The following is a 24,668-nucleotide window of genomic DNA, read 5'->3' on the forward strand; positions in this document are numbered from 1 at the left end:
GATGGCCGCGGGCACGACATCGGCGGCTTTGCAGGTTTCGTCACCGGTCGGCATCGTCGCCGGCGGCGGCGCCATGCCGTTCGCGGTCGCCGAGTCGCTCGCCGCGCACGGCATCACGCCGGTGCTGTTTCCGCTGCGCGGGGCCTGCGATCCCCAGCGGGTGGAGAAGTACCGGCATCGCTGGATCTCGGTCGGCCAGCTCGGACGCGCGATGCGGCTGTTCCGCGAGGAGGGCTGCCGCGACCTGATCTTCATCGGCACGTTGGTGCGGCCTTCGCTGTCCGAGATCCGGTTCGACTTCACGACGCTGCGCCTGCTCGGCAACGTCATTCGCGCCTTCCGCGGCGGCGACGATCATCTGCTGTCGGGTGTCGGCCGCATCCTCGAGCAGGACGGCTTCCGGATGGTCGGCATCAAGGACGTCGCGCCGGATCTCTTGATGCCGGAGGGCTGCATCAGCCGCGCCTGGCCGAGCGATGCCAGCAAGGCCGACATCGCGCGCGGCCGGGCCGTGCTGACCGCACTCGGCCCGTTCGACATCGGCCAGGCCGTGGTCGTGATCGATGGCCACGTGGTGGCGGTCGAGGATATCGAGGGCACCGACGCGCTGCTCGCCCGCGTCGCGCGGCTGCGCGAGGAGGGCCGCATCCGCGCCGCTACCGGACGCGGCGTGCTGGTGAAGGCGCCGAAGAGCGGCCAGGACCTGCGCTTCGACCTGCCGACGATCGGCCCGCGTACCATCGAGGGCGTCGCGGCCGCCGGCCTTGCCGGCATCGCCGTCATCGCGGGCAACACCATCGCCGCCGAGCCGCAGGCGATGATCGCGCTTGCCGATGCCAAATATCTCTTCGTCATCGGCCTGCCCGCGTGATGTCGCGTGATCCCAAGCGCAAGATCTTCCTGATCGCGACGGAGGAATCCGGCGACAGGCTCGGCAGCGCCTTGATGAAGGTGCTGCGCCAGCGCCTCGGCGACGGCGTGCAGTTCGTTGGCGTCGGCGGCCGCACCATGGCGCGCGAGGGCCTGGAATCGCTGTTTCCGATCGAGGAGCTCTCGATCGTCGGGTTTGCCGCGGTGGTGCAGCAATTGCCGAAGATCCTGCGGCTGATCCGGCAGACCGCCGACGCAGTGACCGAGGCCGCGCCCGACGTGCTCGTCATCATCGACAGCCCCGACTTCACCCACCGCGTCGCCCGCCGCGTTCGCGCGCGCAATCCCGCGATCCCGATCGTCGATTACGTCTCGCCGCAGCTCTGGGCATGGCGGCCGGGACGGGCGCGGACCATGCTCGGTTATGTCGACCACGTGCTCGGCCTGCTGCCGTTCGAGCCCGAGGAATACCGCAAGCTCGGCGGGCCGCCCTGCAGCTATGTCGGCCATCCCCTGATCGAGCAATTGGGCTCGCTGCGGCCGAGTGCGGAGGAGCAGACGCGCCGCGACAGTGAGCCGCCGGTGCTGCTGGTGCTGCCCGGCAGCCGCCGCAGCGAGGTCAGGCATCATCTCGACGTGTTCGGCGCAACGCTCGGTCGCTTAAGGGGTGAGGGCTGTGCGTTCGAACTGATGCTGCCGACCATGCCGCATCTCGAAGCCACCATCCGCGAAGGCATCGCGAGCTGGCCGGTCAAGCCTCAGATCGTGATCGGCGAGAACGAGCGGCGTGCGGCTTTCCGCATCGCTCACGCCGCGCTGGCGAAATCCGGCACGGTGACGCTCGAGCTCGCTCTGGCGGGCATTCCGATGGTGACGGCCTATCGCGTCGGCGCGATCGAGGCGTTCATCCTGCGACGCGCGATCCGTGTCTCCTCGGTGATCCTTGCCAATCTCGTGATCGGCAAGGATGTCATTCCCGAGTATTTGCAGGAGGAATGCACGCCGGGGAAGCTGGCGCCGGCGCTTCGGGACGTGCTGACGGAGTCTCCGCTGCGCCGGCAGCAGGTCGAGGCCTTCGCCAGGCTCGATCAGATCATGTCGACCGGCAACAAATCGCCGAGCGTGCTCGCCGCCGACATCGTGCTCGCAACGATGCGCCAGGGCCGGCGAACGAGCTAGGGTGTTTCATAAAAGTCTGCTTGAGCCGCCCCGTCCAAAGCGTGAGCGGCCCTTCAAAGACCGACGCCAGGAAACGCAACGGCGAAGGCGTGAGTTACGCTAAAGCGACGTGGATCACCCCTGTTGCGAAGGCAGACTAAAGTGAAACACGGCCCCCCGTGGTTCATTCGCACCAGTCCAAAGTCGTCCTCCGTGCGCCTCGATGATCGATTGGCAAATCGACAAGCCCATGCCGGTCCCGTCCGGCTTGGTGGTGTAGAAGGGCTCGAACAGGCGGTCAACGATTGCGACGTCAAGCCCAGGTCCGGTATCCCGTACGGCGACAACAACGCGATTTGAAGCATCTGCAGCCGTGCTGATCCGCAGCTCTCGTCCGCCAAGGTCGACACAGTTCATTGCGTCGATCGCATTGAGGATCAAATTGAGAACCACCTGTTGCAGCTGAACGCGATAGCCCTTCACGAGCGGCAAGCCCGGAGCGAGATCGGTCTGGATCGAGACATCATGTTTGAGCAGCTCGCTACGGGCTATGGTGATCACGTCCAGGATTGCACCATTGACATCGACGCTCTCCTTCGGCGCCGGAGCTTTCTTGATCAAGGAACGGATCCAACTGATGATCTCGCCGCCTCGCTTGGCTTCTGCGACAATGGATGCGAGCGCCTGCTGTGCCTTTTCGAAATTCGGAGATTGTGTTCCTAGCCAGTTCAGTGCGGCCTCTGCGTTGCAGAGCACCGCGGTGATTGGTTGGCTTAATTCGTGTGTCACCGACGCCGTGACCTGGCCCATTGCCGCCGCGCGATTGGCGTGTGTTAGTTCAGCCTGCATCTCTCGGAACGTCTCGGCGGTTCGCTTGCGTTCGGTGATGTCGCGGCTCAGACAAATGATTCGTGACTGGCCGTGTTCGCAGAATTCCCGCATACGAACTTCGACGGGAAACACAGTGCCATCCTTTCGGCAATAGCGCCTCTCGAGCGTAGCGATGCCGCCGGCCTTGAGACGCTCGCGGTTGCGACGCCAAGTCGCCTCATCCATCTCCAGATCGAACAAGGCCGCAGTTGCCCCAACCAGTTCGGTCCGGCTGTAGCCGAGACTTTCGCAGGCATTCCGATTCACATCGAGAACGCGACCATCTTCACTGTGCAGCATGAACGTATCGGTCGCGTGGTCCACGAAGGTACGGAAGCGGGCCTCGCTCTCGATCAGCGCCTGTTCGGCGCGCTTGCGCTCCGTGATGTGGCGCCCCACACCTCGGTAACCTACGAAGTTCCCTGTCTTGTCAAAGATGGGCAGCCCAGAGACGGAAATATAGCGCTTGCCGCCGTCGGGCATCGGCCGCGCGAGCTCGAAATCGCGAAACGGGAGGTGAGCGTCGAGTATCTCCCGGTGCTTGCGCCAGAGGCTCTAGATACGGGACCTCCCATCGAGTCCTGCCGATCTCGGAGACCGGCGGCTCGAGAAGCGTCTCGGCGAACTCCTGGCGGATGAAGCGATGCTCCGCGTCCGTTTCCCAGTACACGTCGAAGGAGAATTGCACCAGCGTGCGAAAGCGCTCCTCGCTCTCGCGCAGCGCCTCCTCGGGGCGCTTGCATTCATTCGAGTCGAGCGCGACCGAGGGCACTTCAATCGCATGTTGCATGATCATCTCTTGCTTACGCGTGATGGATCAATCGACAGATTTCTCGTGCCGGATCGCATCCCCCCGGAGTCGGTCAAGATCGATCGGGAATATGCCTTTGGCGACTATACTTCCGTATACAGGGCTTCTCTATAGCGACGTGGCTGTGACGACCCCGAGCCGAAACAACGCGAGCTAAAACCCGGTTCCCTCAACGCATGCGTGTGAGGTGGGCCCTGTTTTCTTGTCTCGCGGGCGGAAGAGCGGGCGAACGAGCTAAGGCGCGTACTCATGAACCTCCGAACCGTCGAGGCGGGCCTGACATGGACGGGAGGGCAAGGAGGTTCGTGGCGAGCTCTTAACCAGTGTTTCTGACCGCCTCAGCCAGAATGGCGTAAAGCTGCTGCCGGCTGAATTCCTTTGGCAGCTCCCTCTCTGCTGTACTCGGCGACACCCTCCGCGCGATGGGACGGGCGCAGGAGGCCGACGACGGCCTCAGCTTCGGGGCCGGCCTTATCTGGGGCTGCGCTGTGGGCGGCTTGTGGCCGCGCTTCAGGCCCAGACGGTTCAGCATACCGCATACCGCGTTACGACTGCAGCCGAGATGGCGCGCAATCTGCGCCGCGCTCTGTCCCGCGGACCAGAGCCTTTTGAGAAGCGCTATGTCTTTCGCATCCCAGCCCATGAGAGATAGTATAACGCCGCCTGCCAGACACCGGCTAGTCTAGTCTTCGTCCGGCTCGCGCACGACCGCCGGTTCGTCGGCATCATCTTCCTCATCCTCGTCTTCGTCCTCCTCGTCTTCATCGGGATCCCTGGGTGGCATCACGATGCGCATCCGTATGAGCAGTTTCCTGGCTGTGGTGGAAAATGCTTCGGAGGTGTGTTGCTTCATGGCATTGTGCTCCTCGAAAAATGGGCGCAGTCGCCAGATTCTTGGCCGGCATATGCCGGTGCCGGGGCGCGACCGCCGCAAACGCGATGCGGGTTGGGTAGACTGCATGATCAGCGGGCGGCAGGCCCCTGCAACAGGCAGCACTCTAGACTACTTGATCCCCGAGGATCCATTAGGCTCTATGTTTACCAAAACCTCGCCGGCAGCGATTTCAGGAACTCCAAGTTCGAGGTCGGGTAGACTGGCTTGAACAAATGCCAGTATCTTGGCGTTCGCTGCGTTGGCGCTTTCGCGGTCGTCAAATATCATCACCGCGATACCGACACCGTCGCCCGCATCCAGCACATGGTAAGATTTGAATCCCTGCGATTGTCTTAGGATCTCACCAACGCCGCTCTTGGCGCGACGAGCGGCGTCCGCGACCGAACGAACCTTGCTGTACTTGCGAATGACCATGTACATGGGGGCACCACGCGCCATACGCTCCTGCGCATCAAAGCACTTCGGTCCCGCTCGGACTAGTGCCAACTTCCGGGATGGGCCACAGCGTCCGGCTGGCGGACCGCAACGCGCCTGTCCAATGAGCCGTCCTCGCCCGAAGGGGCGAGGTGCTGAGGCTCAGGAGCCCTCGAACTTGAACGATACGTTGAGCTTGGCGCGATAGGCCTCAACTTTTCCCTGGTCATCCAGTTGCATGTCGAGCTTGACGACCTCTGCAATGCGAAGATCTCGGAGAGATTTAGCAGCTTGCTCGACTGCGTTAGCGGCCGCCTTCTCCCACGAGTCGCTGCTGGTACCGACCAGTTCAATGACCTTGTAGACGCTATCGGGCATGTTCGTCCTCCTAATCGGTAGGAGCAGGAAGTCTAGCACTGGGATCTCGACGCTGATACGTCTCGGGGGTGCCGCGGAAAGGGTCCGATTGGCTGTCGCTTTTCTCTTCGATCCAAAGAAGAACTCGGGTCGTCCTGTCGGAGATTACGCTCGCATTTTCAGCCCGGACGAACGCGGACCTTCGCGCTCTCCGGCTTCCCAGTATAATTTTGCGCGCCTAAGTCGTCATTGCCGCCAAGGTTCCGATCCATGAAGCGATGGCACCGCGTAAGCATCAGCAGCTTGGTGATTGCCCTGAGTCTGGTGTGTGCCGGGGCCCTGGTGGTCAATCAATCGCACGTGCCATCAGAGGCCATAGCGTCATCGGTCACACGTACTCCGGAGCTTATTGAGCGTGCGTGGCACCTGCCCGTGGCAGCAACATTTGAACGACACGTTGATTGGCAGTCAAATGGCTCTCGCTGCGGACCCGCCGCTGTTGCAAATGCGTATCGGTCCCTTGGCGAGGCGGCAAGGACGGAAGGCAAGGTGCTGGCCGGGACGTGGAGTTGCTGGACAGGCGTATGCATCATGGGGCTCACGCTTGATGAACTGGCCAACGTCGCCCAGTCCAACACCAGCCGGAAAGTTACGGTCTTGCGCGATCTCAGCGAAAACCAGTTTCTGGAGCATCTCCGTCGCTCCAACGATCCGCGACGACGCTACATCGTGAATTTCGATCGCGCGCATATTTTTGGTGCTGGTAGTGGACACCATTCCCCAATCGGGGGCTATTTCGAAGCCGAAGACCTCGTTTTCGTGCTCGATGTCAATTTCGATTTCCAGCCGTGGCTAGTCGAACGGAAGCGGCTGTTCGACGCTGTAAATACGTTTGACGGCGGTAAGAAGAGGGGACTGCTGTTCATAGAGTAACATCCCGCTCCATGTCGCCTCGTGACCCTTAGCCCGATCATTTGAGGCAGTTGGGATGTCGTCTATCGGCGGTGGACAGAACGCGGGGGACCGTCTTGGCCTCAACCGGCGCTTGTGTGCCCTATGACGGCCGCCACTTGCCGCCGGGGTCTCGCTGAGCGCGACATACTGACCCCGGGAGGACATTTGGGCGGCAACCAAGCGGACGACACGCTAACCCAGGACCGCATGCGGCCCGTGAACTGGCCACTTCCGGTGTCCGCGCAACTCGCCGTAGACGCAGCGAACGCCGAGTGTTCTATTTCGGAGTTCCGGTCTGGCCACCCGAACCGGTGGTCTGCTCACTTCCCGGCCGGCCCGGAGGATGCGCCGAAGCGGCCGGCTTGTCTTGATCGGCCACGTATCCGGACTCTCCGGAGTTGCGGGTCTTGATCCCTTTGTCCGCATCGCGCTGCATCTGCTCGTTGGGCTGGCCGGCCTTGAGCTCCCGGTCCACGTCGCGCTTCATCTCCTCCTTGGTTTGCTCACTGGGTGCGGCCTTTTGCTGTTGGGCCGTTGCTTGGAAGGTCATTGCGCTTCCGGCAACTACAATCAATGCGAGAATTGCTGTTCGCATGCTTCTCCTCCACGGCTTGCTCCGGCCCCTAAACGCGCGAACCTCCCAAGGTTTCCTAGTTCCAACCACTATTGTCGAACGTCACGTAGGACTAAGCAAAGGGCACTCGAACGGTCTTATGCGCACCAAGCCTAGGCGAGTCCGCCATCGACCCTGAAACACTGGCTGGTGATGCGCTGGCTTTCGTCGGAGGCGAGGAACAGTGCCATATTGGCAATGTCTTCGGGCGTTACCGCATCGGGCACCGCCTGGCGCGAGCGTATCTCGGCGATGACCCGATCGTCCGGATACCATAGCCGGCGCTGGCGCTCGGTGATGACCATGCCCGGCGCGATCGCGTTGACGCGAATGCGGTCGGGACCGACCGACCGCGCCAGCGAGTTGGTGAAGCCGACGATCGCCACGTTCGCCGCGGCGTAGACCGGCAGCGCCGGCGCGCCGCGCATCCAGGCGATCGACGACATGTTGATGATCGAGCCGCCGCCGTGCGCCTGCATCTGCGGCACCACCGCTTGCGCCGCGAAGAAGACGTGCTTGAGATTGACGCCGATCATCCAGTCGAACTCGGCCGGCGTCACCTCGGCGAGAACCTGACGCTGATCGTTGGCGGCGTTGTTGACGAGTGAGCCACGAGAGCCTTCGTGGGGCGCGGCGAACGCATCGTTCCACGATGGCGCCACAGCTGTCAGGCGGCCCATTGGAACCAAGACGACCGGCACGCAATTGGGATGCAATTCTTCAGGGAGGCGCTTTCCGTGCCGTAAGCGTCGATTCCAGGAGAGCGTTCAGGAACCCTATCAAAGAACTCCAAGCGAGGCGCCAATGTCTGACGTCGTAGCAACGTCGCCCATGCAGTACCTTGACAGAGCGACCCGGGCTTTGCAGGCAATCGGAATTGCGCCGCCCCAGGCCATAGAGGCTCCAATTGCCGGGTTGCTGGAGAAAATTACCACTCTCGATGAGGATCGGATCGTCATCATCGCTCGCACTCTGGGCCAGACCAGCGTCTTCAACGAGGTCGTCCGCGAGCAGGTTCAGGCGATGGAGATCGGCGAACGTTACCGTCAGATCACCGAATCCTTCAACTCCATTCGCGACGACACCAAGAAAATGGTCGACCAGCTGGAAGACCAGAAGATCGATCTTTTCGAACGCATCAACAACGTCTGGATGAAGCTGTCTCGCGGAGATGTGGCCGATCGCTTCGATGAGATCAGGCAAGTTTATCTGGACGTCACACGCTCAACGAAGGACCAGATCCAGCGCGAGCAAGTCATCCTCGACGCCTACCGCGACTTCCGCGGCGCGCTCAAACATGCCGAGGTCATGGCGTTGGAGGTGCTCAAGATCGCCGAGCAGAGACTGGAGGGCGCTCAAGCCGAGTTGCAGAAGGCGTCCGATGCCGTGGCCAACTTCACAGGACAGGAGGTCTCTGAACGCGCGCGGCTCGAACTTGCCCGGGACGAGCAACTTCGGCGCACCCAGGACGAGGAGAAACGCTACCAGATCGCCAAGGACCTCTCGGACAACCTGACGATTGGCTACAACACCTCTGAGGTCGTCATGGCGCGGCTGATGCAGATGACCAACGCCAAGGAGCGCGTCTACGCGCAAGCCGTAACCTTCTTCTCGACCAACGATTCCGTCTTCACGGCTCTGAAAGCCTCGTTCACGGGCATGTTCGGCCTCAATGAGTCGACACAGACCCTGAATGAAATGAAGGAGGGCGTGTCCCGCAGTCTCGAAGTGCTCGCCGAAATTGGCGATCAGGTCGGAGAAGCGGCGATCAGGGCGGGCTATGGCCCGACGATCCGCGCAGATGCGGTCAAGAAGCTCGTCGACTCCGTGATCACATTTCAGGAGCGCTCCCAGGAAATCATTGGGGAAATGCGACAACTTGCGACCCGGAACTCGGCTGAGATCCGTGACGCTGTCGAGGAGGGCAAGCGCCGCATCGCTCGTCTCGTAGCGGAAGGACAGGCATTGCCGGCCAATGGCTGATCAAGCTGCATCGATCGGGCAGGAGCCATCGAAGGCTCCGTCGAGCCTCAATGACGTGATGCTCGCGATGGACGTCGTCGACACGCTGCGCCACCAGGAGAATCTCGTCAGTCGAGAGCTGGGCGAAGAGCAGCGGGACGCCCAGCTCCTTAAGCGATTGCGCGAGATCTATCGCGGACAAGGTATCGAAGTGCCTGACCGGATCCTGGTCGAGGGGGTGCAGGCCCTCAAGGAACAGCGCTTCGTCTACACTCCGCCTCCTGCCAGCTTCGCCCGCACGATCGCGCACGCCTGGGTCAATCGTGGTAGCATCGGTCGCCGTGTACTGTCTTTGCTGGCGCTGCTGGCGTTCGGCTGGGGCGCCTACCATTTCGGCGTAGTCGAGCCCGCACAACGACGGGCAGCGCAGGAGCAGGCCCAAGCGGAGCGGACCAGGGTCGATCTGGCCGAGAAGCTGCCGGCGGCCTTGGAGCAGAAGTATGAGGACCTTCTGCGGGAGGCGAAGGTGCCAGCAGCGCGGGAGAGGGCCGATAGCCTTCTTGCGGACGGAAAGGCCGCCATTGCCCGCGGCGATGCCGACGGCGCACGGCAGGCTGTCAACGATCTCGACGTGCTGCGCACGGAGCTGCGCCGCGAATATGTTCTGCGCATCGTTTCACGACCAGGCGAGGCGACTGGTGTCTGGCGCATCCCGCAACGCAATCCGACCAGCCGCAACTATTATTTGATCGTTGAACCGGTCACGCCCGACGGGCGTGTTCTGAAGCTGCCCGTGACGAGCGAAGAGGACGGCCGCACCGTAGAGGTCTCGAAATGGGGCGTGCGTGTGAGCGAGGCGACGGCCATGCAAGTGCAGCGAGACAAGAACGACGACGGGATCGTGCAGCAAAGCAGTCTCGGCGAGAAGCACCGCGGCCAGCTCGAGGTGGATTACAAGTTGCCGGTTCTTGGCGGGGCGATCACGCAATGGTAAGGCCATGATATCCGGAAGACAGGCGCTTGCCGAGATCGAACGGTTCATTCAGAAGGCTCGCCAGCAGGAGGCGCAGGTTGAGCGAGCCTATACGAAGGCCACTGAAGAAGTGGGCCGCCTCCGCCTGCAACGCACGGAAGCGTTCCGCGAGCTCGCACGGCTGAAGCTCGACGCAATCAGACAGAACCAAGTCGTCGGCGAACTGGATAGCGCGGAGCGCGAGGCCATCAGCCTGCTACAAAGCCGTCAGCAAGCCTTGCAGCAATTGACCGAGCGGCGGCACGAAGCCGAGCAACAGGTGCGGCAAGCGGAGGCCGAGCGGCAAGCCGCCTTGGATGATCTGCAACGGGCCTTGGCTGACGCGGAGACGATTCGTAAGAGCGTCGAGGCCAAGATCAGCACCAACGCCGAGTGGATTTCTGTGCGGGCGCGAGTTGACGAGATCGCCGGACAAGCCCAGCAAGCCGAGAAGAAGGCCATACAGGCGGAAGCCGACCGCGAGGAGAAGCGCCGTCCCTACGAAGCCGATCCTCTGTTCATGTACCTGTGGCGTCGGAAGTTCGGGACCGCCGCCTACCGAGCGAACCCGTTCACCCGCTACATGGACCGGCTGGTGAGCGGCGTAGTCCGGTTTGACCAGGCTCGGGCCAATTACGCCCTTCTCAACGAAATCCCTGAGCGGCTGCGGGACCACTCCAGGACGATTATCGCGAAGCTGCAGGAGGAACGATCCAACCTGAAGGTCTTGGAACGCAAGGCGCTCGTGGAGGCAGGTTCCGAGGCCGCTGAAGCTGAAGTCGCAAAGGCACGCGATGTCGTCACGCACCGCGAAGCCCAGCTCGCCAAGGCGCGCGAGGCTCTCGCTGCTCAGGACCGAACTTATGACGCATCGATCCTCGAGGGGGACGCCCCCTACCGTGATGCGGTCGAGCTGCTGGCAGCCGCCGACCAGCGCGAAGACCTGCACAGACTCTACGAGGAGGCTACTCGCACGCCTACCCTCAAGGACGAGGAGATCGTGCGCCGCATTCAGTCTACAGATAAGTTGATGAATTCAGCGCTTCGCCAGGCAGTCGAGACTCACAAGAAGCTCAAGGAGCTTGCTCAGCGCCGCGCGACAGTCGAACAACAATGGGAGCAACTAAGGCATCAAGGCTACGACACGCCTTACGGGACGTTCGGCAATGAGGCATCGCTCGGAAACGTGCTTGGAGGTATCCTGACCGGCGCTGTTGGAGGTGCGATACTGGGGCAGGTTTTACGTGATGGCTTCCACCATGGGCCCAGCCCATGGGACTCGGGCTTTGGCGGAGGGTTGCCGATCCCGCCCCCGGATGGTTTCGGGACCGGAGGGTCGTTTGGGGACGGCGACTTCAGGACGGGCGGATCATTCTGATCATCTTTCAAGGCGCGAAACGGGCACCTCTTAGCCGAGTCCCGCGTCAACCCGAAAACACTGGCTGGTGATGCGCTGGCTTTCGTCCGATGCGAGGAACAGTGCCATATTGGCAATGTCTTCGGGCGTTACCGCATCGGGCACCGCCTGGCGCGAACGTATCTCGGCGATGACCCGATCGTCCGGATACCACAGCCTGCGCTGGCGCTCGGTGATCACCATGCCCGGCGCGATCGCGTTGACGCGAATGCGGTCGGGGCCGACGGAGCGCGCCAGCGAGTTGGTGAAGCCGACGATCGCCGCTTTCGCCGCGGCGTAGACCGGCAGTGCCGGCGCGCCGCGCATCCAGGCGATCGACGACATGTTGATGATCGAGCCGCCGCCGCGCGCCTGCATCTGCGGAACCACCGCTTGCGCCGCGAAGAAGACGTGCTTGAGATTGACGCCGATCATCCAGTCGAACTCGGCCGGCGTGACCTCGGCGAGAGCCTGGCGCTGATCGTTGGCGGCGTTGTTGACGAGAACGGCGGCGTCGCCAAGCGAGCGGCGGGCCTCTGCCATCGCGCTGCGCAGGGCATCGATGTCGAGGAGATCGCAGGGCACGAACAGCGGCGCGGGCCCGGACGGGGCCGCGATCTCCCGCACCAGGGCTTCGCCGGCGTCCTTATCGATGTCGAAGAAGGCGACCCGCGCGCCTTGGCCCGCGAAGGCCCGGACGAAGGCGGCGCCGATGCCGCTGGCGCCTCCGGTGATCAGCACCACGCGGCCGGCAAGGCTGGAATAGGTCGTCTTCGTCATGCGATTAGGCGCTCCGTCTCGGGGTCGAACAGGCAAATGCGGCGAGTGTCGAGCGCGAAGGCGGCGGACGTGCCGGGCGCGGGGCGGATATCCGGCGAGACTCGCGCCATCGCGGGCTCGCCGCCGAGCCGCAGGAGCACCATGGTCTCGGCACCGGTCGGCTCGACCAGCTCCACCGGCGCCTCGACGAGGACAGGCGCTTCGCTGGAAAACGTGCGGCTGCCCTCGGCAATGCATTCCGGCCTGATTCCGAACAGCACCTTGCGCCCGACAAAGGGTGCTGCGGCGTCATATCCCCTGAGGCGCAGACGAAGCTCGTCGGGCCGTCCTGCGCCGATCACGACGACCGGCCCGTCATTTTCGGCCTCGAGCCGCGCCGGCATGGTGTTCATCGGCGGCGAGCCCATGAAGCGTGCGACGAACAGATTGGCGGGATAGCGGTACACGGTGTCGGGATCGGCGAATTGCTGCACGCTGCCCTGATGCATCACGGCGATCCGCGTCGCCATCGTCATCGCCTCGATCTGGTCGTGGGTGACATAGACGATGGTGGCGCCGATGCGCTGATGCAGGCGCTTGATCTCCATCCGCATCTCGACTCGCAGCTTGGCATCGAGATTGGAGAGCGGCTCGTCGAACAGGAAGAGCAGGGGATTGCGCACCAGCGCGCGCCCCATCGCCACCCGCTGGCGCTGGCCGCCGGACAATTGCGAGGGCTTGCGGCCGAGCAGCGGCTCGATCTGGAGCAGTTTTGCGACATTGGCGACCGCAGCGTCCTGCTCGGTCTTGGGAATGTGGCGGCATTCCATGCCGAAGGTGATGTTCTGGCGCACGGTCATCGAGGGATAGAGCGCGTAGGATTGGAACACCATGGCGATGTCGCGGTCCTTCGGCGCGACGTCGTTGACGACGCGGCCGCCGATTTCGATCGTTCCCGCGCTCGGGCGGTCCAGCCCGGCGACGATGTTGAGCAGCGTGGATTTGCCGCAGCCGGACGGTCCGACCAGCACGGTGAACTCGCCGCTCTCGATGTCGAGCGCGATGTCCTTCAGCACCTCCAGATTGGCGTAGCGCTTGGACAGGGCGCGAATGCTCAGTGCTGCCATGACAACTCCATCATTTCACGGCCCCGGCAGTCAGGCCGCGGACGAAGTACTTGCCGCCGAGAAGGTAGATCAACAGCGTGGGCAGCGCGGCGATGATCACCGCTGCGCTCTGCACGCCATGCTGCGGGATATCGGCGATTGCGGCGGACAGCGCGATGAGAGCTGCGGTGACGGGTTGCTGCTGGCCGGTGGTGAACGTCACGCCATAGAGGAACTCGTTCCAGATGTGGGTGAATTGCCAGATCACCGTGACGATCAGGATCGGCCCGGAGAGCGGCAGGATGATGCGCCAGAAGATGCGGAAGAAGCCGGCGCCGTCGATCCGCGCGGCCCTGATCAATTCATGGGGAACGGCGACGTAATAGTTGCGGCAGAACAGCGTGGTGAAGGAGAGCCCCTGAATGGTGTGAATCAGCACGAGGCCGGTCAGCGTGTTGATGAGGCCGACGTCCCGCAGCACGATGGTCCAGGGCAACAGACGCATCTGCTGGGGGAGGAACAGGCCAAGCGTCACGATGCCATAGATCCAGTTGTCGCCGCGAAAACGCCAGAGCGACACGGCGTAACCGGCGATTGCGCCGAGCAGGGTCGAGATGATCGTCGCCGGTATCGTGACGAGCGCGGAATTCAGCATGTAGGGCCGGATGCCGGCGCAGGTTTCGGCGACGCAGAAACCGCTCCAGGCCCTCGCGTAGTTGCTCCAGGCCCATTGTTGCGGCCAGCCGATCATCGAGGCCTGCGCGATCTCCTCGTTGCTGCGGAGCGAGTTCAGGACGACCACAACCAATGGCGCGAGATAGGCGGCCGCGACCAGCGACACGACGAGATAGATCAGAAGCCGGCTCGGCGCGAAGGTTCGCTCACGCATGGGTGGCCCGCCGTCGACGGAGATAACGCCAGGCTGCATAGGGCAGCAGCACCGCGAGCAGAATGAGCAGCATGAGCACCGCCGCTGCCGCGCCGCGGCCGAGCTGGCTGCGTTGGAACATGAGGTCGTAGACGACGAGCGCCGGCAGCTGGGTCGCGATTCCAGGCCCGCCATTGGTCAGCGCGCGGACGAGATCGAAGGCCGAGATCGCAAATTGCAGCTGGACTACGACCACGGTGATCGTGATCGGCCAGAGTGTGGGCAAGACGACGCGACGGTAGATTCGGATCGGCCCGGCGCCGTCGATCTGCGCCGCCTTGATGATGTCGGCGTCGAGGGATCTGAGACCGGCGAGAAAGAGCGCCATGGCGAAGCCGGAGGATTGCCAGATCGCGGCGATGACGATGGTCCAGATCGCCATGTCGCGGTCGACCAGCCAGTCGAACCTGAAGGATGTCCAGCCGAGGTCGTGAACGAGCTTCTGGATGCCGATGCCGGGATTGAGCAGCCAGCTCCAGACCGTGCCGGTGACCACGAAGGACACGGCCAGGGGGTAGAGGAAGATGGAGCGCAGCACGTTCTCGCCGCGAATGCGCTGATCGAGCAGGATCGCGAGCAGGAGACCGGTCACCAGGCTCAGCAGCACGAAAGCACTGCCGAACAGCAGCAGATTGTCGAAGGCGATCTGCCAGTTCCGGCTCGCCAGGACCGCCGAGTAGTTGCGCAGACCCACCCAGCCAGTGACAGGAACCAGGGTGGAGGGGGTGAACGAGATCCAGATCGTCCAGAGCGAAAACGTCACCAGATGCGCCGCGGACAGGAGCAGCGGCACCCAGATCATCAGATATTCGGGCAGCCGGCGCACCCAGTCGGGCGTCGCCGGCCGCGCTGCTGTTGCGACCACGTCGGTCAACGCGCACCCTCGACGGCATCGGCAAGACGAGTGACCGCCTGCTCCGGCTTGATCGTCTTGTTCTTCACGTACTCGGTGAGCACGTCGATCATCGCGGCGGTCAGGCCGTTTTGCTGCGCCATGTTGTGGGCAAGGCTGAGGACGGCCTGATTGTTGGCGACCGCGTCCTTCAGCGCGGCTGCGGTCCGCCGTTGGCCGTCCGACCAGCCTTCGCCGGAGAGGTCGACATCGGTGCGCACCGGAATCGATCCGGTGATCTGCGAATACATGGTCTGGATCGCCGGATCCATGACGAGCTGGGCCATCAGCATCTGGCCGGCCTGCAAGTCAGGCTCCTTGCGCTGCCAGAAGATGAAGGCATCGGCATTCAAGAGGAAGACCGGCTTGCCGTTGTCGCTGGGCCCGGGCGCGATGATGAAATCGTCGAACTTGAACCCGGCGTTGCGCAACACGCCCTGGGCCCATCCGCCCTGGATCATCATGCCCATGTCGCCATCGATGAAGCGCTTCAGATTGGTGGCATAGGGCTGTGCGCCAACATTGGGGTCGCACCAGTCGGCGATCTTGCGGGTTTGTGCGAAGGCAGCCTTGATCTCGGGCCCCTCCAGCGCCTTCTTGTCGAGGTTCATGATCGCCGCGCGATATGCGGTCGGGCTGATGCCGGCGAAGGAGGCCTCGAATTTTTGCCCGTCATCGGGACGGGTGCCGCCATTGGCGAGTGGGTAGTTCATTCCGGCCGACTTCATCTTGTCGGCAAGTTCGTTGAAGTCAGCCCAGGTGACGGGGATCTTGTCGGCCTTAGCCTTGTCCATCCCGCGCTTGGAGAGGAACAGCATGTTGGTGCTGTAGATCTGGAGCGGCAGGGCGATCCACTTGCCTCCCGGCTTGTGCAATTTCGCAAGGTCCGGCGCGACCACCTTCTCATAGCCGGCGGCGGCGACAATGCTGTCGAGATCCACGGTCGGAGCAATCTTCGACCAAGCCGCGATCTCGGGCCCCTTGAGCTGCGAACAGGCCGGCGGATCGCCGGCAATGATCTGGGCCCGCAGCTTGTTCATCATCTCCGTGGTGAAGCCTGGGACGGGCGAGTGCTGCCAGACGCCCCCTTTCTCCTCGAATTTCTTACCGAGCGCCGTAATGGCGGCCCCATCGCTGCCCGCCGACCATTGCGAGATTGCGGTCAGTCGCGGCTTGGCCGCGCCTTGCGCGCGGGCAAGGTGCGGAAATGCGAGCGCGGCAGCAGATCCAGCGAGCAGACGACGCCTTGTTGTTGTGATCGGCATGGCAGTTCCTCCCGGTGTGAAATCTTTCGCCCTTGCGGGCCGTTCAGGCTCAGCGCATGTCAGGCCGCCTCCGTCGATGCCGCGGGCATGCCGCCACGGCTGGCGAGACAGAAGGCGGCAAAGGCGAGCGCAGCCTGCGGGTCGTTGCCCGTCGACGGCGGCACGAAGGCGAGGGAGACCTGTGCCAATTTGCGTCCGCCCAGCAGGCAGGCGTCGATGCCATCGACCAGTGCTTTCCGATCCTCTTCAGCGAGAAGCGACGGCCAGCCGCTGATCGCAACGCCGCCGCACGGCTTGACGTTCAGCGTATTGCCGATCGCAAGGCCGAGCCGGAACAGCCGCCGGCGCAACTCCTGCCGCACGCGCGCTGAGATCGGGACCGTGTTGACCCATTCGTTGCCGAGCTGGAGCAGCTCGGTCTCGGAAACGCCGAGAAGCGCGGCCAGCGCGGGAATCGACGTATAGGCCTCGACGCAGCCGTGATGTCCGCAGCGGCAGCGCGGTCCGTCAGGCCCGAACACCATGTGGCCGAGCTCGATCGGCTGCAGAGCATCGGCCTCGGCCGGATCATCCATCCAGGCGCCGGCGACGCCGTGGCTGACGAGCACGAACAGATGCGTGTCGTTGAACGGGTAGTTTTCCGTGCGGCAGCGGTGAAAGGTGGCATGCGCGACGACCGAATTGGTGAATTCGAGCGGCACGCCCGCGAACATCGCGCCGAACATGTCGCTGATGCGAGCGACGTCGCAGGGAATGATCGGATTGGCCGATATGCTGAGACGGCCGAGGCCGGGAATCGAGACGCCGATCTGCGAGAGGGTGATCCGGCGGCGTCGCGTCCAGTCGCGCAACAACGTCATCGCTTCGCGAAATGCCCGGCCGACGGTCTCGACGTCAGGCGTCTTCGGGAGCGGCACGCGCTCGGTGTAGTGCAGTTCACCCGACAGGCCGCCGACCCCGACGCTGAGCCGCTGCGCCGTCAGCTCGAAGGCTGCCAGCGCCACCGCGCCGTCGAGCGACACGAGACCGGTCGGGCCGCCGACATAAGGGGCAGGGCGCCGCACTTCCTCGATCAGGCCCTCGGCCTTCAGGTCAAGCAGGATGCGCGACAGGCTCGCTTCCGATAGACGCACGGCCTTGGCCAGCGGCGGACGAAACGAGCCGCCCGACTGAAGCAGATGAGTCAAAATGGCAGCGCGCGTCTGCCGCCGACTTCTCGGCTGCTCCGGCATTTCCATCCCTGTCGTCATTCTTACTCAGAGTAAGAATGCGCGCGGAGCATTTCGGCTGTCAAGGCGCTTGCCGCCGTGAGCACGGACTTGTTGTTGTGCGTGGCAGCAAACCGGCCGATGGCGTACCCACCACCGGCGGCTCATTTAGGGGGCGCGGCGAAGCGACGTCAGCAATCGATGAGGATGAGCGCGCAATGATGCGATCTCGTCACGCACCTCAGATCGTGAACGTCTTCGCGATCGCCGCGGCCGTCTCCTTCTGGGCAAAATAGTTGGTGTGGTGCACGTGGGGGTTCGTGCCGAAATCATGGACGATCGTCACCTGGCGCCCGTCCGCGACTTCGGACATCGACGAAGTATCGACGACCAGGTCGTTTTCGGACTCGAAGATGATGTCGGCGCCGAGGTCGCCGAGACGCTGCATCGGCTTGGAGAATATCCTGAGGAAATTCCAACCGATCTCCGTCGGCTCGAAATTCGATTTGATCGCGAAGTACTGGATGGGCTGGGCGCCAAACTCGCCGCTCCCGGTATTCATGCGCAGGCGTCGAATCTCCTCATTGTTGCCGGTGCGTGATTGCGCATCGAGCCCGGGAACGAGAGCCAAGGCGGCATCGAATATCGGTGTCTTGGCGGCGAGATTGGTGACGGTGCTGAACACCCGCAGCAATCCGCTCGCCGCAAGGAAGAAGGGGTTGGCGGCGGCGAGATCCGCGCCCGCCCGCAAGACGTCTGCGATGTTCGTCAAGAGATCGAGCGTGCTGCGGAGACGTGGGGCAGCCGCCAGGCTGGTGCCGCCCAGGGGCGAGCCGACGAAGATCACCCGGCGCTTCAGTGCGGGCTCGCAAAATCCTTCGCACAGCCACCGGGCCACCAGTCCGCCGCGGCTGTGGCAGACGATGTCGAGCTCCTTCGGCGCAGGTCGCAACAATGCAGCCAGATCGAAAGCATTCATCACCGGGCTCACGCTGAGGGTGGGGTGGTCGTAGGCGATCACCAGGTCGTATTTCGCCTCCGCTCCCGTCAGCAGCTGCTGCCCCTCGGGAACTTTCGCCAGTCCGTTCTTGATGAGAGCCGCAGATCCGCTGAACGTCCCGTGGATCAACAGCAATACGCGCTTTCCCGCAACATCGGCGAGGTCGGCCAGTGTCAGCGGCTGGAGTTGGCCCTGTACCAACCGCCTGAGGCCCGTCGACGGTTTGACCGCATAAGACGCATCAGGAGTCAGCGTCCTGTCGAGCTTGAGGAGCGCATCATAGACCTGCGACGTGTCGAGAGTCTCAAAGGCGTACTGCTTTACGATCTGTCCCGTCGGGAGCGCGGCGCGCGATCCGGCGCGACTGGACATCATCGGAATGGCGGCGCCGAGGCGCCATCTCAGGATCCCGCCGTCGCGCACGAGTGAAATGATCTGCTGATCCGGCAGCCGTTCCGTGGGATCCGTCGGCGGGCGCTGGCGCCGATAGGTCGGCCGGTAGGATTGCGGCCGCATGCCGTCCGTGAGCCGATCGAGCGGCCGGACGCCTTCAATTTCCGGCATCGACGCGAGCCAATCGTCGAAAGAAAGGAGCGTAGTCATGCGGGCTCCGTGTTTTGTCGCGGGGCGCTAGCCGAGCCGGTCCAGCAGGGGAAGTGGGGTGACGCTTTCGCCGCGGGCGGATTGAATGTCGATCATTGCGTCGAAGCTGTGCGGATGCAGATTGCTCGCGCCCCGTTCCAGGGCCTGGAAGAAGCCCTTCCGCGCGGTCACGAAGGTACTCTCGAACGGTACGAGCTCGCCTTTCTGCACGTAGCTCAGGAGCTCGGCGAGATTGTCGGTACCGGTGAACATCCAGCTCTCAGTCTGGCCTTTGGTATTGGCCGACTGCCCCGTCGTGAAGCCGTCCTGACTACGGCCGATCTGCCCGGGCATCTGCTGTTCGCTCTGGTCGAATCGAAAGCTTTTCATGCGCCACCAGGCCTTGTTGCTTCTCCAGTAGGCCGGAAACGCGTGTCCCGTAATCAGGAACACCGACGAATAGATGCCCACGAACTCCAGGCACGATGCGAACAGAAGCGCAAGATCGATGCAGGTGGCTGCATTGCCCTTGAATATCTCCGTCGGCGTTCGAAGCCGCTGCGACTGGCTGGTGTAGGACGGCGGCGGATTGATGTAGCTGACGGGCAGATCGTGCTGAAGGGCCGCCCAGATCGCCTGAACCTGAGGATCGACCACGTTGGGAGAATTGGAATCGTCCTCAACCACTTGCTGGTAGCCGTCGAAGCCTGCAGAGCAATCATCGAGCAATGTTTGCAGATAACGCTGGGCACAGGCGACGACCTTCAACACCGTCGGGTCTCGGGGCAGAACGAAGCTGGGCAGCCAGCGATGATCCTCGCCGTCGTCCCGCCACTCGTCTGCCGGAAGCACGGTCACGCGCTCGCTGGACTCGCGCAAGATCCGGTCGCCGCATTGGACCTTGATATAGAGGTTGCTCCTCAAGCTCTCGCTGGTCTGCCGCAGCATGCCCGCGACGAGAGGGAGCCGGATCTTGTCGAGAAGATTGAGTGTGGCGTCTTCCTCCGGCAGTTCCTCTGAGAAGCGGCAGCGGCATGATTCCGTACCGACTTCCAGCACCACTTCGACTTGAAGCAGATCGAGCGGACCTGCCTTGGTTTTGTGGACCGTGAAGATACTGAACGGCGAGCGGTCGTTGTGAAGCAGCGAGTAGTTCAAACTCGCGCTCGAGGTCTTACGCATCCGACCGGGAACGGATTTGTCCTGGACCAAAGTGATGTCCAGCCTGAGGTCCTTGTAGGTTGCCCTGTGCTTCGCGGCTCTTCTCGACTGCGCGGAGCGGGCCGCGATCGTTCCAGCCTGAGAGCTGTCGAGGAGCGAAACTTGGCTCCAGAGTGCTACTCCCGAGCGCTGCTCGTTGTCGCCGCCGGGCTGGGACATCCACTGTTGCCGGGCACGAAGGAAAGCGTCCTTGACGTTCCAATCCTGCGTCAAGGTCCGATAAAAGACGCTGAAGAACAGCATGGCGTCGGCATCGGTGATGGTGTCGACGAAACCGATTGCGTGCCTGGCGCCTTGCGCGGTGGCAAGAGGAGCAAGGCTCTGCGCGCTGTAGCAACTGCTGATTGCCACCAGCAGGGGTTTCTGCGCGCCGGCTGTGACGATCGAGGCCAGGTCGACCGAACCGACGGCGTCGTAGGCTTGAGTGCTTCCTTGGGAGCTTCCCTGCGGGCTTGCGCGGAGGACAAAGCCGTCCTCTTCGTTGGTCGCCTGGTCGATGAGCTTTTGCTCGACCAGAGACATCGGGTCTACGCCCACGAGATGCACGATCGAAGGGGAAAGCGCTTCGATCCTCGCGCGAAGGCCTTGACGGTCTGGATCCCGGATGATTTCGGTCCGGACCTCTTTCAGCGCGCTGCTGACCATCTCGATCTCTCGCGCGAATTCGTAGAGCGCGCGCAGTTTTCCGGGTCCGCTGTCGACCGCGAGCGCCGTCAAGGGTGCCAGCTGGTGATGATATGGCGATCCAACTACCAGATGGCGGACGACCGCAAATTCGCTTGGCTCGCTGCGATAGGGGGCGGTGGCCAACCACAGCGCGCTCTCCCAGGGGAACAGTCTTGCCGACCGCCCGACCTCCTCCGCAATGTAAGGGATTCCGACTTCAACAAGTTTGGCGGCCGCCATATCCTTGATCCGCGAAAGGATCTGGTCTTCGTCGAAATTGCGAGCGTGATCCTTTATCAGCTGCTGAAGCTCCCGGCTGAGATCGTCGCGTGTCGAACGGACGATCCGTCTCCGGTTGGCGATCACGTAGCGCCAGCGCTGGACAGAGGGGTAGAATGCCCGATCGTCAATCGGAATGACGATCTCGTCCATGCCCTTGCTGCCTCCATAGCGGATTCGCACCACGTACTCCCCGGACTGCTCTTCGACCGCGGGCACGGGCGGTAAATCCTGGCCGGTGTCGTTGGCCGTCGCGTCCGTCGTGCGGCGCCGCCGCGCTCGCGCCTTGGCGGCGGGCCTCTTGGCTTTCCGGCGGCCGGCCTTCGCTCGTGGGGACGCTACAGTCTTCGCGGACATGACCGGTCTCCGGGCTTCGCGAGCACGGATGCAGCATGCCAGAAAACTCGCGTAGATTGAAAGGAAATCATGCCGGCCATCCGGACGGCACGCAAAATGAAAACGGCGTCACCGGTGGGGTGACGCCGTTTCGCAGGACGATAAATCCGGACTTACTTGCGATCGCCGATCGGAACGTAATCGCGCTTTGCGACGCCGGTGTAGAGCTGGCGGGGGCGGCCGATCTTCTGCTGGGGATCCTCGATCATCTCGCTCCACTGGCTGATCCAGCCGACGGTGCGGGCGACCGCGAACAGCACGGTGAACATCGAGACCGGGAAGCCCATCGCCTTCAGCGTGATGCCCGAATAGAAATCGACGTTCGGGTAGAGCTTGCGGTCGATGAAGTACTGGTCGCTGAGCGCGATCTTCTCGAGCTCCATCGCCACCTTCAGCATCGGATCGTCGCCATGGCCGGTCTCCTTGAGCACGGCATGACACATCTTCTGCATGATCTTGGCGCGCGGATCGTAGTTCTTGTAGACCCGGTGGCCGAAGCCCATCAGGCGGACTTCGGAGTTCTTGTCCTTCACCTTGGCGATGAACTCGGGGATCTTGTCGACCGTGCCGATCTGATAAAGCATGTTCAGCGCGGCCTCGTTGGCACCGCCATGGGCCGGGCCCCAGAGGCAGGCGATGCCGGCCGCGATGCAGGCGAACGGGTTGGCGCCCGAGGAGCCGGCGATGCGCACCGTCGAGGTCGAGGCGTTCTGCTCGTGATCGGCGTGCAGGATGAAGATCTTCTCCAGCGCGTCGGCGAGCACCGGGCTAACCTTGTAGTCCTCGCAGGGCACCGCGAAGCACATGTTCAGGAAGTTCTCGGCAAAGCCGAGCGAGTTCTTCGGATAAATGAAGGGCTGGCCGACGGTGTACTTGTAGGCCATCGCAGCCAGCGTCGGGATCTTCGCGATCATGCGCATGGAGGCGATCATGCGCTGCTTCGGATCGTTGATGTCGGTGGAGTCGTGATAAAAGGCGGCGAGCGCGCCGACGGCCGCAACCATGATCGCCATCGGATGGGCGTCGCGGCGGAAGCCCTGGAAGAAGCGGGCCATCTGCTCGTGCACCATCGTGTGATGGGTCACGCGGTAGTCGAAATCCTTCTTCTGCGCGGCGGTCGGCAGGTTGCCGTAGAGCAGGAGGTAGCAGGTCTCCAGGAAGTCGCCGTGCTCGGCGAGCTGCTCGATCGGGTAGCCGCGGTATTCCAGCACGCCCGCGTCGCCGTCGATATAGGTGATCTTGGACTGGCAGCTCGCGGTCGAGGTAAAGCCCGGATCGTAGGTGAACAGGCCGGACTGGCCGTAGAGCTTGCCGATATCGATGACGTCAGGCCCGACGCTGCCGCTGAGTATCGGAAGATCGAAATTCTTGTTTCCGACCGTCAGCGTCGCGGTCTTTGGGCTTTCTTTTGCGTCCATCAGAGGTCCCCGATGTGTGGTGAGACGGGCCGGAGCCGGAGACCCCCAGGGCGACCATAGGGGCAGGCCGGATGTTCCAGAATGTGGGGGAGATGGGTATATTATTGCTATGTGCGCTGCAAGATCGCCGCACGCATGGTCGACTTACGTTGTAGCCTGATCCCTAAGCCGGCCGAGGCTTTCCTGGCGCCCCAGCACGTCCAAAACCTCAAATATACCAGGGGACGTCGTCCGTCCGGTGAGCGCCGCCCGAAGCGGCTGGGCGACAGCGCCGAGCTTGAGACTATTTTCCTCGGCGAAGGCGCGCAGCGCGGCCTCGGTGCTGGCGCCGCTCCACGTCTCGACTTTCTCCAGCGCGGAATGTAGCTGGCCGATCAGCTTGCGGTTCTCGGGCGTCAGCAGCGCCTGCGCCTTTGGATCCGGTGCCAGCGGCCGGTCGGCGAAGATGAAATGGGCGCCGTCGATCAGCTCGATCAAGGTCTTGGCGCGCTCCTTGAGGGCCGGCATGGCCTTGAGCAACTGCGCGCGCGTGGTGTCGTTTAACTTGGCCTTGATCTCGTCGCGGCTCGGCACGATGTGGTCGAGCACGTCCTCGAGCATCTTCACGAGCGATTGATCGTCCGCGTGGCGGATGTAGTGGCCGTTGAGGTTTTCCAGCTTGGCGAAATCGAAGCGGGCGGCGGCGCGGCCGACGCTGCCGAGATCGAACGCGTCGATCATCTCCTCGGTCGAGAAGATCTCCTGGTCGCCGTGGCTCCAGCCGAGCCGGACGAGATAGTTGCGCAGCGCAGCCGGCAGGTACCCCATCGCGCGATAGGCATCGACGCCGAGCGCGCCATGCCGCTTGGACAATTTCGAGCCGTCCGGGCCGTGGATCAGCGGGATATGGGACATGCTGGGCAGCGCCCAGCCCATCGCATCGTAGATCTGCTTCTGGCGCGCGGCGTTGATCAGGTGGTCGTCGCCGCGGATCACATGGGTGACGCCCATGTCGTGGTCGTCGACCACCACGGCGAGCATGTAAGTCGGGTTGCCGTCGCCGCGCAGCAGGACGAGATCGTCGAGGTTCTCGTTCTGCCAGACCACGCGGCCCTGCACCTGGTCCTCGATCACGGTCTCCCCGGTCTGCGGCGCGCGCAGGCGGATGGTGGGCTTGACGTCGCTCGGAGCCGTCGCCGGGTCGCGGTCGCGCCACATGCCGTCATAGAGGCGGGTGCGCCCCTCGCTGCGCGCCTTCTCGCGCATGGCGGCAAGCTCCTCGGCGGTGGCGTAGCAGCGATAGGCCTTGCCGTCGGCCAGCAGCTGCTCGGCGACCTCGCGGTGCCGGGCGGCGCGGCCGAACTGGTAGATGACCTCGCCGTCCCAGCCGAGCTCGAGCCACTTCAACCCGTCGAGGATGGCGCCGATCGCCGCCTCCGTGGAGCGTTCCCGGTCGGTGTCCTCGATCCGCAGCAGCATCTTGCCGCCGTGCTTCTTGGCATAGAGCCAGTTGAACAGCGCCGTGCGGGCGCCCCCGATATGGAGGAAGCCGGTCGGCGAGGGAGCGAAGCGCGTGACGACGGAATCGGACATTCTTGGCAGGGCCTATGCATTGGAGGCGGTGGTGTATAGCAGGAACGGGACATAACTAAAGGGC

Annotated in this window: 23 protein-coding genes and 1 pseudogene; 6 read left to right on the forward strand and 18 right to left on the reverse strand. The window is 63.2% G+C overall.

All coding sequences use genetic code 11. The annotated features are described in order from the left end of the window. The first annotated feature begins 1 nt into the window (after position 1). Together ACM43_RS01740 and lpxB are read left to right on the forward strand one after the other, a co-directional pair. Entirely contained in the window at positions 2-871 is an 870-nt protein-coding gene (locus ACM43_RS01740; protein WP_157283600.1) for an LpxI family protein, read from the forward strand. Then, positions 871-2,049, forward strand: coding sequence for a lipid-A-disaccharide synthase (gene lpxB / locus ACM43_RS01745; RefSeq protein WP_271537682.1), 1,179 nt, complete (start codon positions 871-873; stop codon positions 2,047-2,049). The genes ACM43_RS01740 and lpxB overlap by 1 nt, the downstream gene beginning before the upstream one ends. A gap of 114 nt (positions 2,050-2,163) precedes the next feature. Here lpxB and ACM43_RS01750 read toward each other — a convergent pair whose 3' ends face one another. The 6 genes from ACM43_RS01750 to ACM43_RS01775 form a co-directional block, all read right to left on the reverse strand. After that, entirely contained in the window at positions 2,164-3,381 is a 1,218-nt protein-coding gene (locus ACM43_RS01750; RefSeq protein ID WP_271537684.1) for a PAS domain-containing sensor histidine kinase, read from the reverse strand. Next, positions 3,329-3,694, reverse strand: coding sequence for a hypothetical protein (locus tag ACM43_RS01755; RefSeq protein WP_271537686.1), 366 nt, complete (start codon positions 3,692-3,694; stop codon positions 3,329-3,331). The genes ACM43_RS01750 and ACM43_RS01755 overlap by 53 nt, the downstream gene beginning before the upstream one ends. Before the next feature lie 331 nt (positions 3,695-4,025). Next, positions 4,026-4,352, reverse strand: coding sequence for a GcrA family cell cycle regulator (locus ACM43_RS01760; RefSeq protein WP_271537688.1), 327 nt, complete (start codon positions 4,350-4,352; stop codon positions 4,026-4,028). Positions 4,353-4,391: 39 nt separating this feature from the next. After that, the gene (locus tag ACM43_RS01765; RefSeq protein WP_193760664.1) at positions 4,392-4,562 is read right to left on the reverse strand and encodes a hypothetical protein; all 171 of its coding nucleotides are present in this window, start codon (positions 4,560-4,562) and stop codon (positions 4,392-4,394) included. Between the two features lie 150 nt (positions 4,563-4,712). Then, a complete protein-coding gene (locus ACM43_RS01770) occupies positions 4,713-5,024 on the reverse strand; it encodes a hypothetical protein (RefSeq protein ID WP_036009997.1) in 312 nt (103 codons plus the stop codon). Positions 5,025-5,180: 156 nt separating this feature from the next. Further along, the gene (locus tag ACM43_RS01775) at positions 5,181-5,396 is read right to left on the reverse strand and encodes a dodecin family protein (protein WP_036010047.1); all 216 of its coding nucleotides are present in this window, start codon (positions 5,394-5,396) and stop codon (positions 5,181-5,183) included. Between the two features lie 249 nt (positions 5,397-5,645). Between ACM43_RS01775 and ACM43_RS01780 the strand changes: the two genes are divergently transcribed. After that, complete coding sequence (locus ACM43_RS01780) at positions 5,646-6,308, forward strand: phytochelatin synthase family protein (RefSeq protein ID WP_271537693.1); 663 nt, start codon at positions 5,646-5,648, stop codon at positions 6,306-6,308. A 298-nt stretch (positions 6,309-6,606) separates the two neighbouring features. Here the strand turns inward: ACM43_RS01780 and ACM43_RS01785 are convergent, their stop codons facing one another. Beyond that, positions 6,607-6,924 (reverse strand): hypothetical protein, encoded by a 318-nt coding sequence (locus tag ACM43_RS01785; RefSeq protein ID WP_157785238.1) that lies wholly within the window; start codon positions 6,922-6,924, stop codon positions 6,607-6,609. A 131-nt stretch (positions 6,925-7,055) separates the two neighbouring features. Next, a pseudogene (locus ACM43_RS01790) lies at positions 7,056-7,562 on the reverse strand (SDR family NAD(P)-dependent oxidoreductase); the annotation flags it as partial. 184 nt (positions 7,563-7,746) lie between these two features. On the opposite strand from ACM43_RS01790, the gene ACM43_RS01795 reads away from it, so the two are divergent. The 3 genes from ACM43_RS01795 to ACM43_RS01805 are packed head-to-tail and all read left to right on the forward strand — an operon-like array spanning position 7,747 to position 11,294. Next, on the forward strand, positions 7,747-8,925 hold the full coding sequence (locus ACM43_RS01795; protein WP_157283605.1) for a cell surface protein: 1,179 nt from the start codon (positions 7,747-7,749) through the stop codon (positions 8,923-8,925). Beyond that, positions 8,918-9,898, forward strand: a complete 981-nt coding sequence (locus ACM43_RS01800; RefSeq protein WP_271537696.1) for a DUF6384 family protein — start codon at positions 8,918-8,920, stop codon at positions 9,896-9,898. Before ACM43_RS01795 ends, ACM43_RS01800 begins: the two co-directional genes overlap by 8 nt. A gap of 4 nt (positions 9,899-9,902) precedes the next feature. Then, positions 9,903-11,294, forward strand: coding sequence for a hypothetical protein (locus ACM43_RS01805; protein ID WP_271537698.1), 1,392 nt, complete (start codon positions 9,903-9,905; stop codon positions 11,292-11,294). A 30-nt stretch (positions 11,295-11,324) separates the two neighbouring features. Here the strand turns inward: ACM43_RS01805 and ACM43_RS01810 are convergent, their stop codons facing one another. The 10 genes from ACM43_RS01810 to gltX all read right to left on the reverse strand — a co-directional run bounded on the left by ACM43_RS01810 (position 11,325) and on the right by gltX (position 24,604). Beyond that, on the reverse strand, positions 11,325-12,092 hold the full coding sequence (locus tag ACM43_RS01810) for an SDR family NAD(P)-dependent oxidoreductase (RefSeq protein ID WP_271537700.1): 768 nt from the start codon (positions 12,090-12,092) through the stop codon (positions 11,325-11,327). Beyond that, complete coding sequence (locus tag ACM43_RS01815; RefSeq protein ID WP_271537702.1) at positions 12,089-13,198, reverse strand: ABC transporter ATP-binding protein; 1,110 nt, start codon at positions 13,196-13,198, stop codon at positions 12,089-12,091. The genes ACM43_RS01810 and ACM43_RS01815 overlap by 4 nt, the downstream gene beginning before the upstream one ends. A gap of 10 nt (positions 13,199-13,208) precedes the next feature. Beyond that, positions 13,209-14,066, reverse strand: coding sequence for a carbohydrate ABC transporter permease (locus ACM43_RS01820; RefSeq protein WP_198399728.1), 858 nt, complete (start codon positions 14,064-14,066; stop codon positions 13,209-13,211). Then, positions 14,059-14,979, reverse strand: coding sequence for a carbohydrate ABC transporter permease (locus ACM43_RS01825; protein WP_271537704.1), 921 nt, complete (start codon positions 14,977-14,979; stop codon positions 14,059-14,061). The genes ACM43_RS01820 and ACM43_RS01825 overlap by 8 nt, the downstream gene beginning before the upstream one ends. Further along, on the reverse strand, positions 14,976-16,262 hold the full coding sequence (locus ACM43_RS01830; RefSeq protein ID WP_157283611.1) for an ABC transporter substrate-binding protein: 1,287 nt from the start codon (positions 16,260-16,262) through the stop codon (positions 14,976-14,978). Before ACM43_RS01830 ends, ACM43_RS01825 begins: the two co-directional genes overlap by 4 nt. Before the next feature lie 59 nt (positions 16,263-16,321). Next, the gene (locus tag ACM43_RS01835) at positions 16,322-17,500 is read right to left on the reverse strand and encodes an ROK family transcriptional regulator (protein WP_271537986.1); all 1,179 of its coding nucleotides are present in this window, start codon (positions 17,498-17,500) and stop codon (positions 16,322-16,324) included. Positions 17,501-17,711: 211 nt separating this feature from the next. Then, positions 17,712-18,893 carry an esterase/lipase family protein gene (locus tag ACM43_RS01840; protein WP_271537707.1) on the reverse strand — a complete coding sequence of 394 codons (1,182 nt, stop codon included), beginning with the start codon at positions 18,891-18,893 and terminating at the stop codon, positions 17,712-17,714. A 207-nt stretch (positions 18,894-19,100) separates the two neighbouring features. Continuing rightward, positions 19,101-21,575, reverse strand: a complete 2,475-nt coding sequence (locus ACM43_RS01845) for a CHAT domain-containing protein (RefSeq protein ID WP_271537708.1) — start codon at positions 21,573-21,575, stop codon at positions 19,101-19,103. A 152-nt stretch (positions 21,576-21,727) separates the two neighbouring features. Continuing rightward, a complete protein-coding gene (gene gltA / locus ACM43_RS01850) occupies positions 21,728-23,032 on the reverse strand; it encodes a citrate synthase (protein ID WP_271537710.1) in 1,305 nt (434 codons plus the stop codon). Between the two features lie 144 nt (positions 23,033-23,176). After that, complete coding sequence (gene gltX, locus ACM43_RS01855) at positions 23,177-24,604, reverse strand: glutamate--tRNA ligase (RefSeq protein WP_271537712.1); 1,428 nt, start codon at positions 24,602-24,604, stop codon at positions 23,177-23,179. Positions 24,605-24,668: the final 64 nt, after the last annotated feature.

It is taken from the genome of Bradyrhizobium sp. CCBAU 45321 (assembly GCF_028128975.1).
Taxonomy (GTDB): domain Bacteria; phylum Pseudomonadota; class Alphaproteobacteria; order Rhizobiales; family Xanthobacteraceae; genus Bradyrhizobium; species Bradyrhizobium yuanmingense.

What these genes read in the sequence shown, in the direction of transcription:
- ACM43_RS01740 (WP_157283600.1), top strand. Translation starts at nt 2, where the DNA reads ATGGCCGCGGGCACGACATCGGCGGCTTTGCAGGTTTCGTCACCGGTC.
- lpxB (WP_271537682.1), top strand. Translation starts at nt 871, where the DNA reads ATGTCGCGTGATCCCAAGCGCAAGATCTTCCTGATCGCGACGGAGGAA.
- ACM43_RS01750 (WP_271537684.1), bottom strand. Translation starts at nt 3,381, where the DNA reads ATGCCCGACGGCGGCAAGCGCTATATTTCCGTCTCTGGGCTGCCCATC.
- ACM43_RS01755 (WP_271537686.1), bottom strand. Translation starts at nt 3,694, where the DNA reads ATGATCATGCAACATGCGATTGAAGTGCCCTCGGTCGCGCTCGACTCG.
- ACM43_RS01760 (WP_271537688.1), bottom strand. Translation starts at nt 4,352, where the DNA reads ATGGGCTGGGATGCGAAAGACATAGCGCTTCTCAAAAGGCTCTGGTCC.
- ACM43_RS01765 (WP_193760664.1), bottom strand. Translation starts at nt 4,562, where the DNA reads ATGAAGCAACACACCTCCGAAGCATTTTCCACCACAGCCAGGAAACTG.
- ACM43_RS01770 (WP_036009997.1), bottom strand. Translation starts at nt 5,024, where the DNA reads ATGTACATGGTCATTCGCAAGTACAGCAAGGTTCGTTCGGTCGCGGAC.
- ACM43_RS01775 (WP_036010047.1), bottom strand. Translation starts at nt 5,396, where the DNA reads ATGCCCGATAGCGTCTACAAGGTCATTGAACTGGTCGGTACCAGCAGC.
- ACM43_RS01780 (WP_271537693.1), top strand. Translation starts at nt 5,646, where the DNA reads ATGAAGCGATGGCACCGCGTAAGCATCAGCAGCTTGGTGATTGCCCTG.
- ACM43_RS01785 (WP_157785238.1), bottom strand. Translation starts at nt 6,924, where the DNA reads ATGCGAACAGCAATTCTCGCATTGATTGTAGTTGCCGGAAGCGCAATG.
- ACM43_RS01795 (WP_157283605.1), top strand. Translation starts at nt 7,747, where the DNA reads ATGTCTGACGTCGTAGCAACGTCGCCCATGCAGTACCTTGACAGAGCG.
- ACM43_RS01800 (WP_271537696.1), top strand. Translation starts at nt 8,918, where the DNA reads ATGGCTGATCAAGCTGCATCGATCGGGCAGGAGCCATCGAAGGCTCCG.
- ACM43_RS01805 (WP_271537698.1), top strand. Translation starts at nt 9,903, where the DNA reads ATGATATCCGGAAGACAGGCGCTTGCCGAGATCGAACGGTTCATTCAG.
- ACM43_RS01810 (WP_271537700.1), bottom strand. Translation starts at nt 12,092, where the DNA reads ATGACGAAGACGACCTATTCCAGCCTTGCCGGCCGCGTGGTGCTGATC.
- ACM43_RS01815 (WP_271537702.1), bottom strand. Translation starts at nt 13,198, where the DNA reads ATGGCAGCACTGAGCATTCGCGCCCTGTCCAAGCGCTACGCCAATCTG.
- ACM43_RS01820 (WP_198399728.1), bottom strand. Translation starts at nt 14,066, where the DNA reads ATGCGTGAGCGAACCTTCGCGCCGAGCCGGCTTCTGATCTATCTCGTC.
- ACM43_RS01830 (WP_157283611.1), bottom strand. Translation starts at nt 16,262, where the DNA reads ATGCCGATCACAACAACAAGGCGTCGTCTGCTCGCTGGATCTGCTGCC.
- ACM43_RS01835 (WP_271537986.1), bottom strand. Translation starts at nt 17,500, where the DNA reads ATGGAAATGCCGGAGCAGCCGAGAAGTCGGCGGCAGACGCGCGCTGCC.
- ACM43_RS01845 (WP_271537708.1), bottom strand. Translation starts at nt 21,575, where the DNA reads ATGTCCGCGAAGACTGTAGCGTCCCCACGAGCGAAGGCCGGCCGCCGG.
- gltA (WP_271537710.1), bottom strand. Translation starts at nt 23,032, where the DNA reads ATGGACGCAAAAGAAAGCCCAAAGACCGCGACGCTGACGGTCGGAAAC.
- gltX (WP_271537712.1), bottom strand. Translation starts at nt 24,604, where the DNA reads ATGTCCGATTCCGTCGTCACGCGCTTCGCTCCCTCGCCGACCGGCTTC.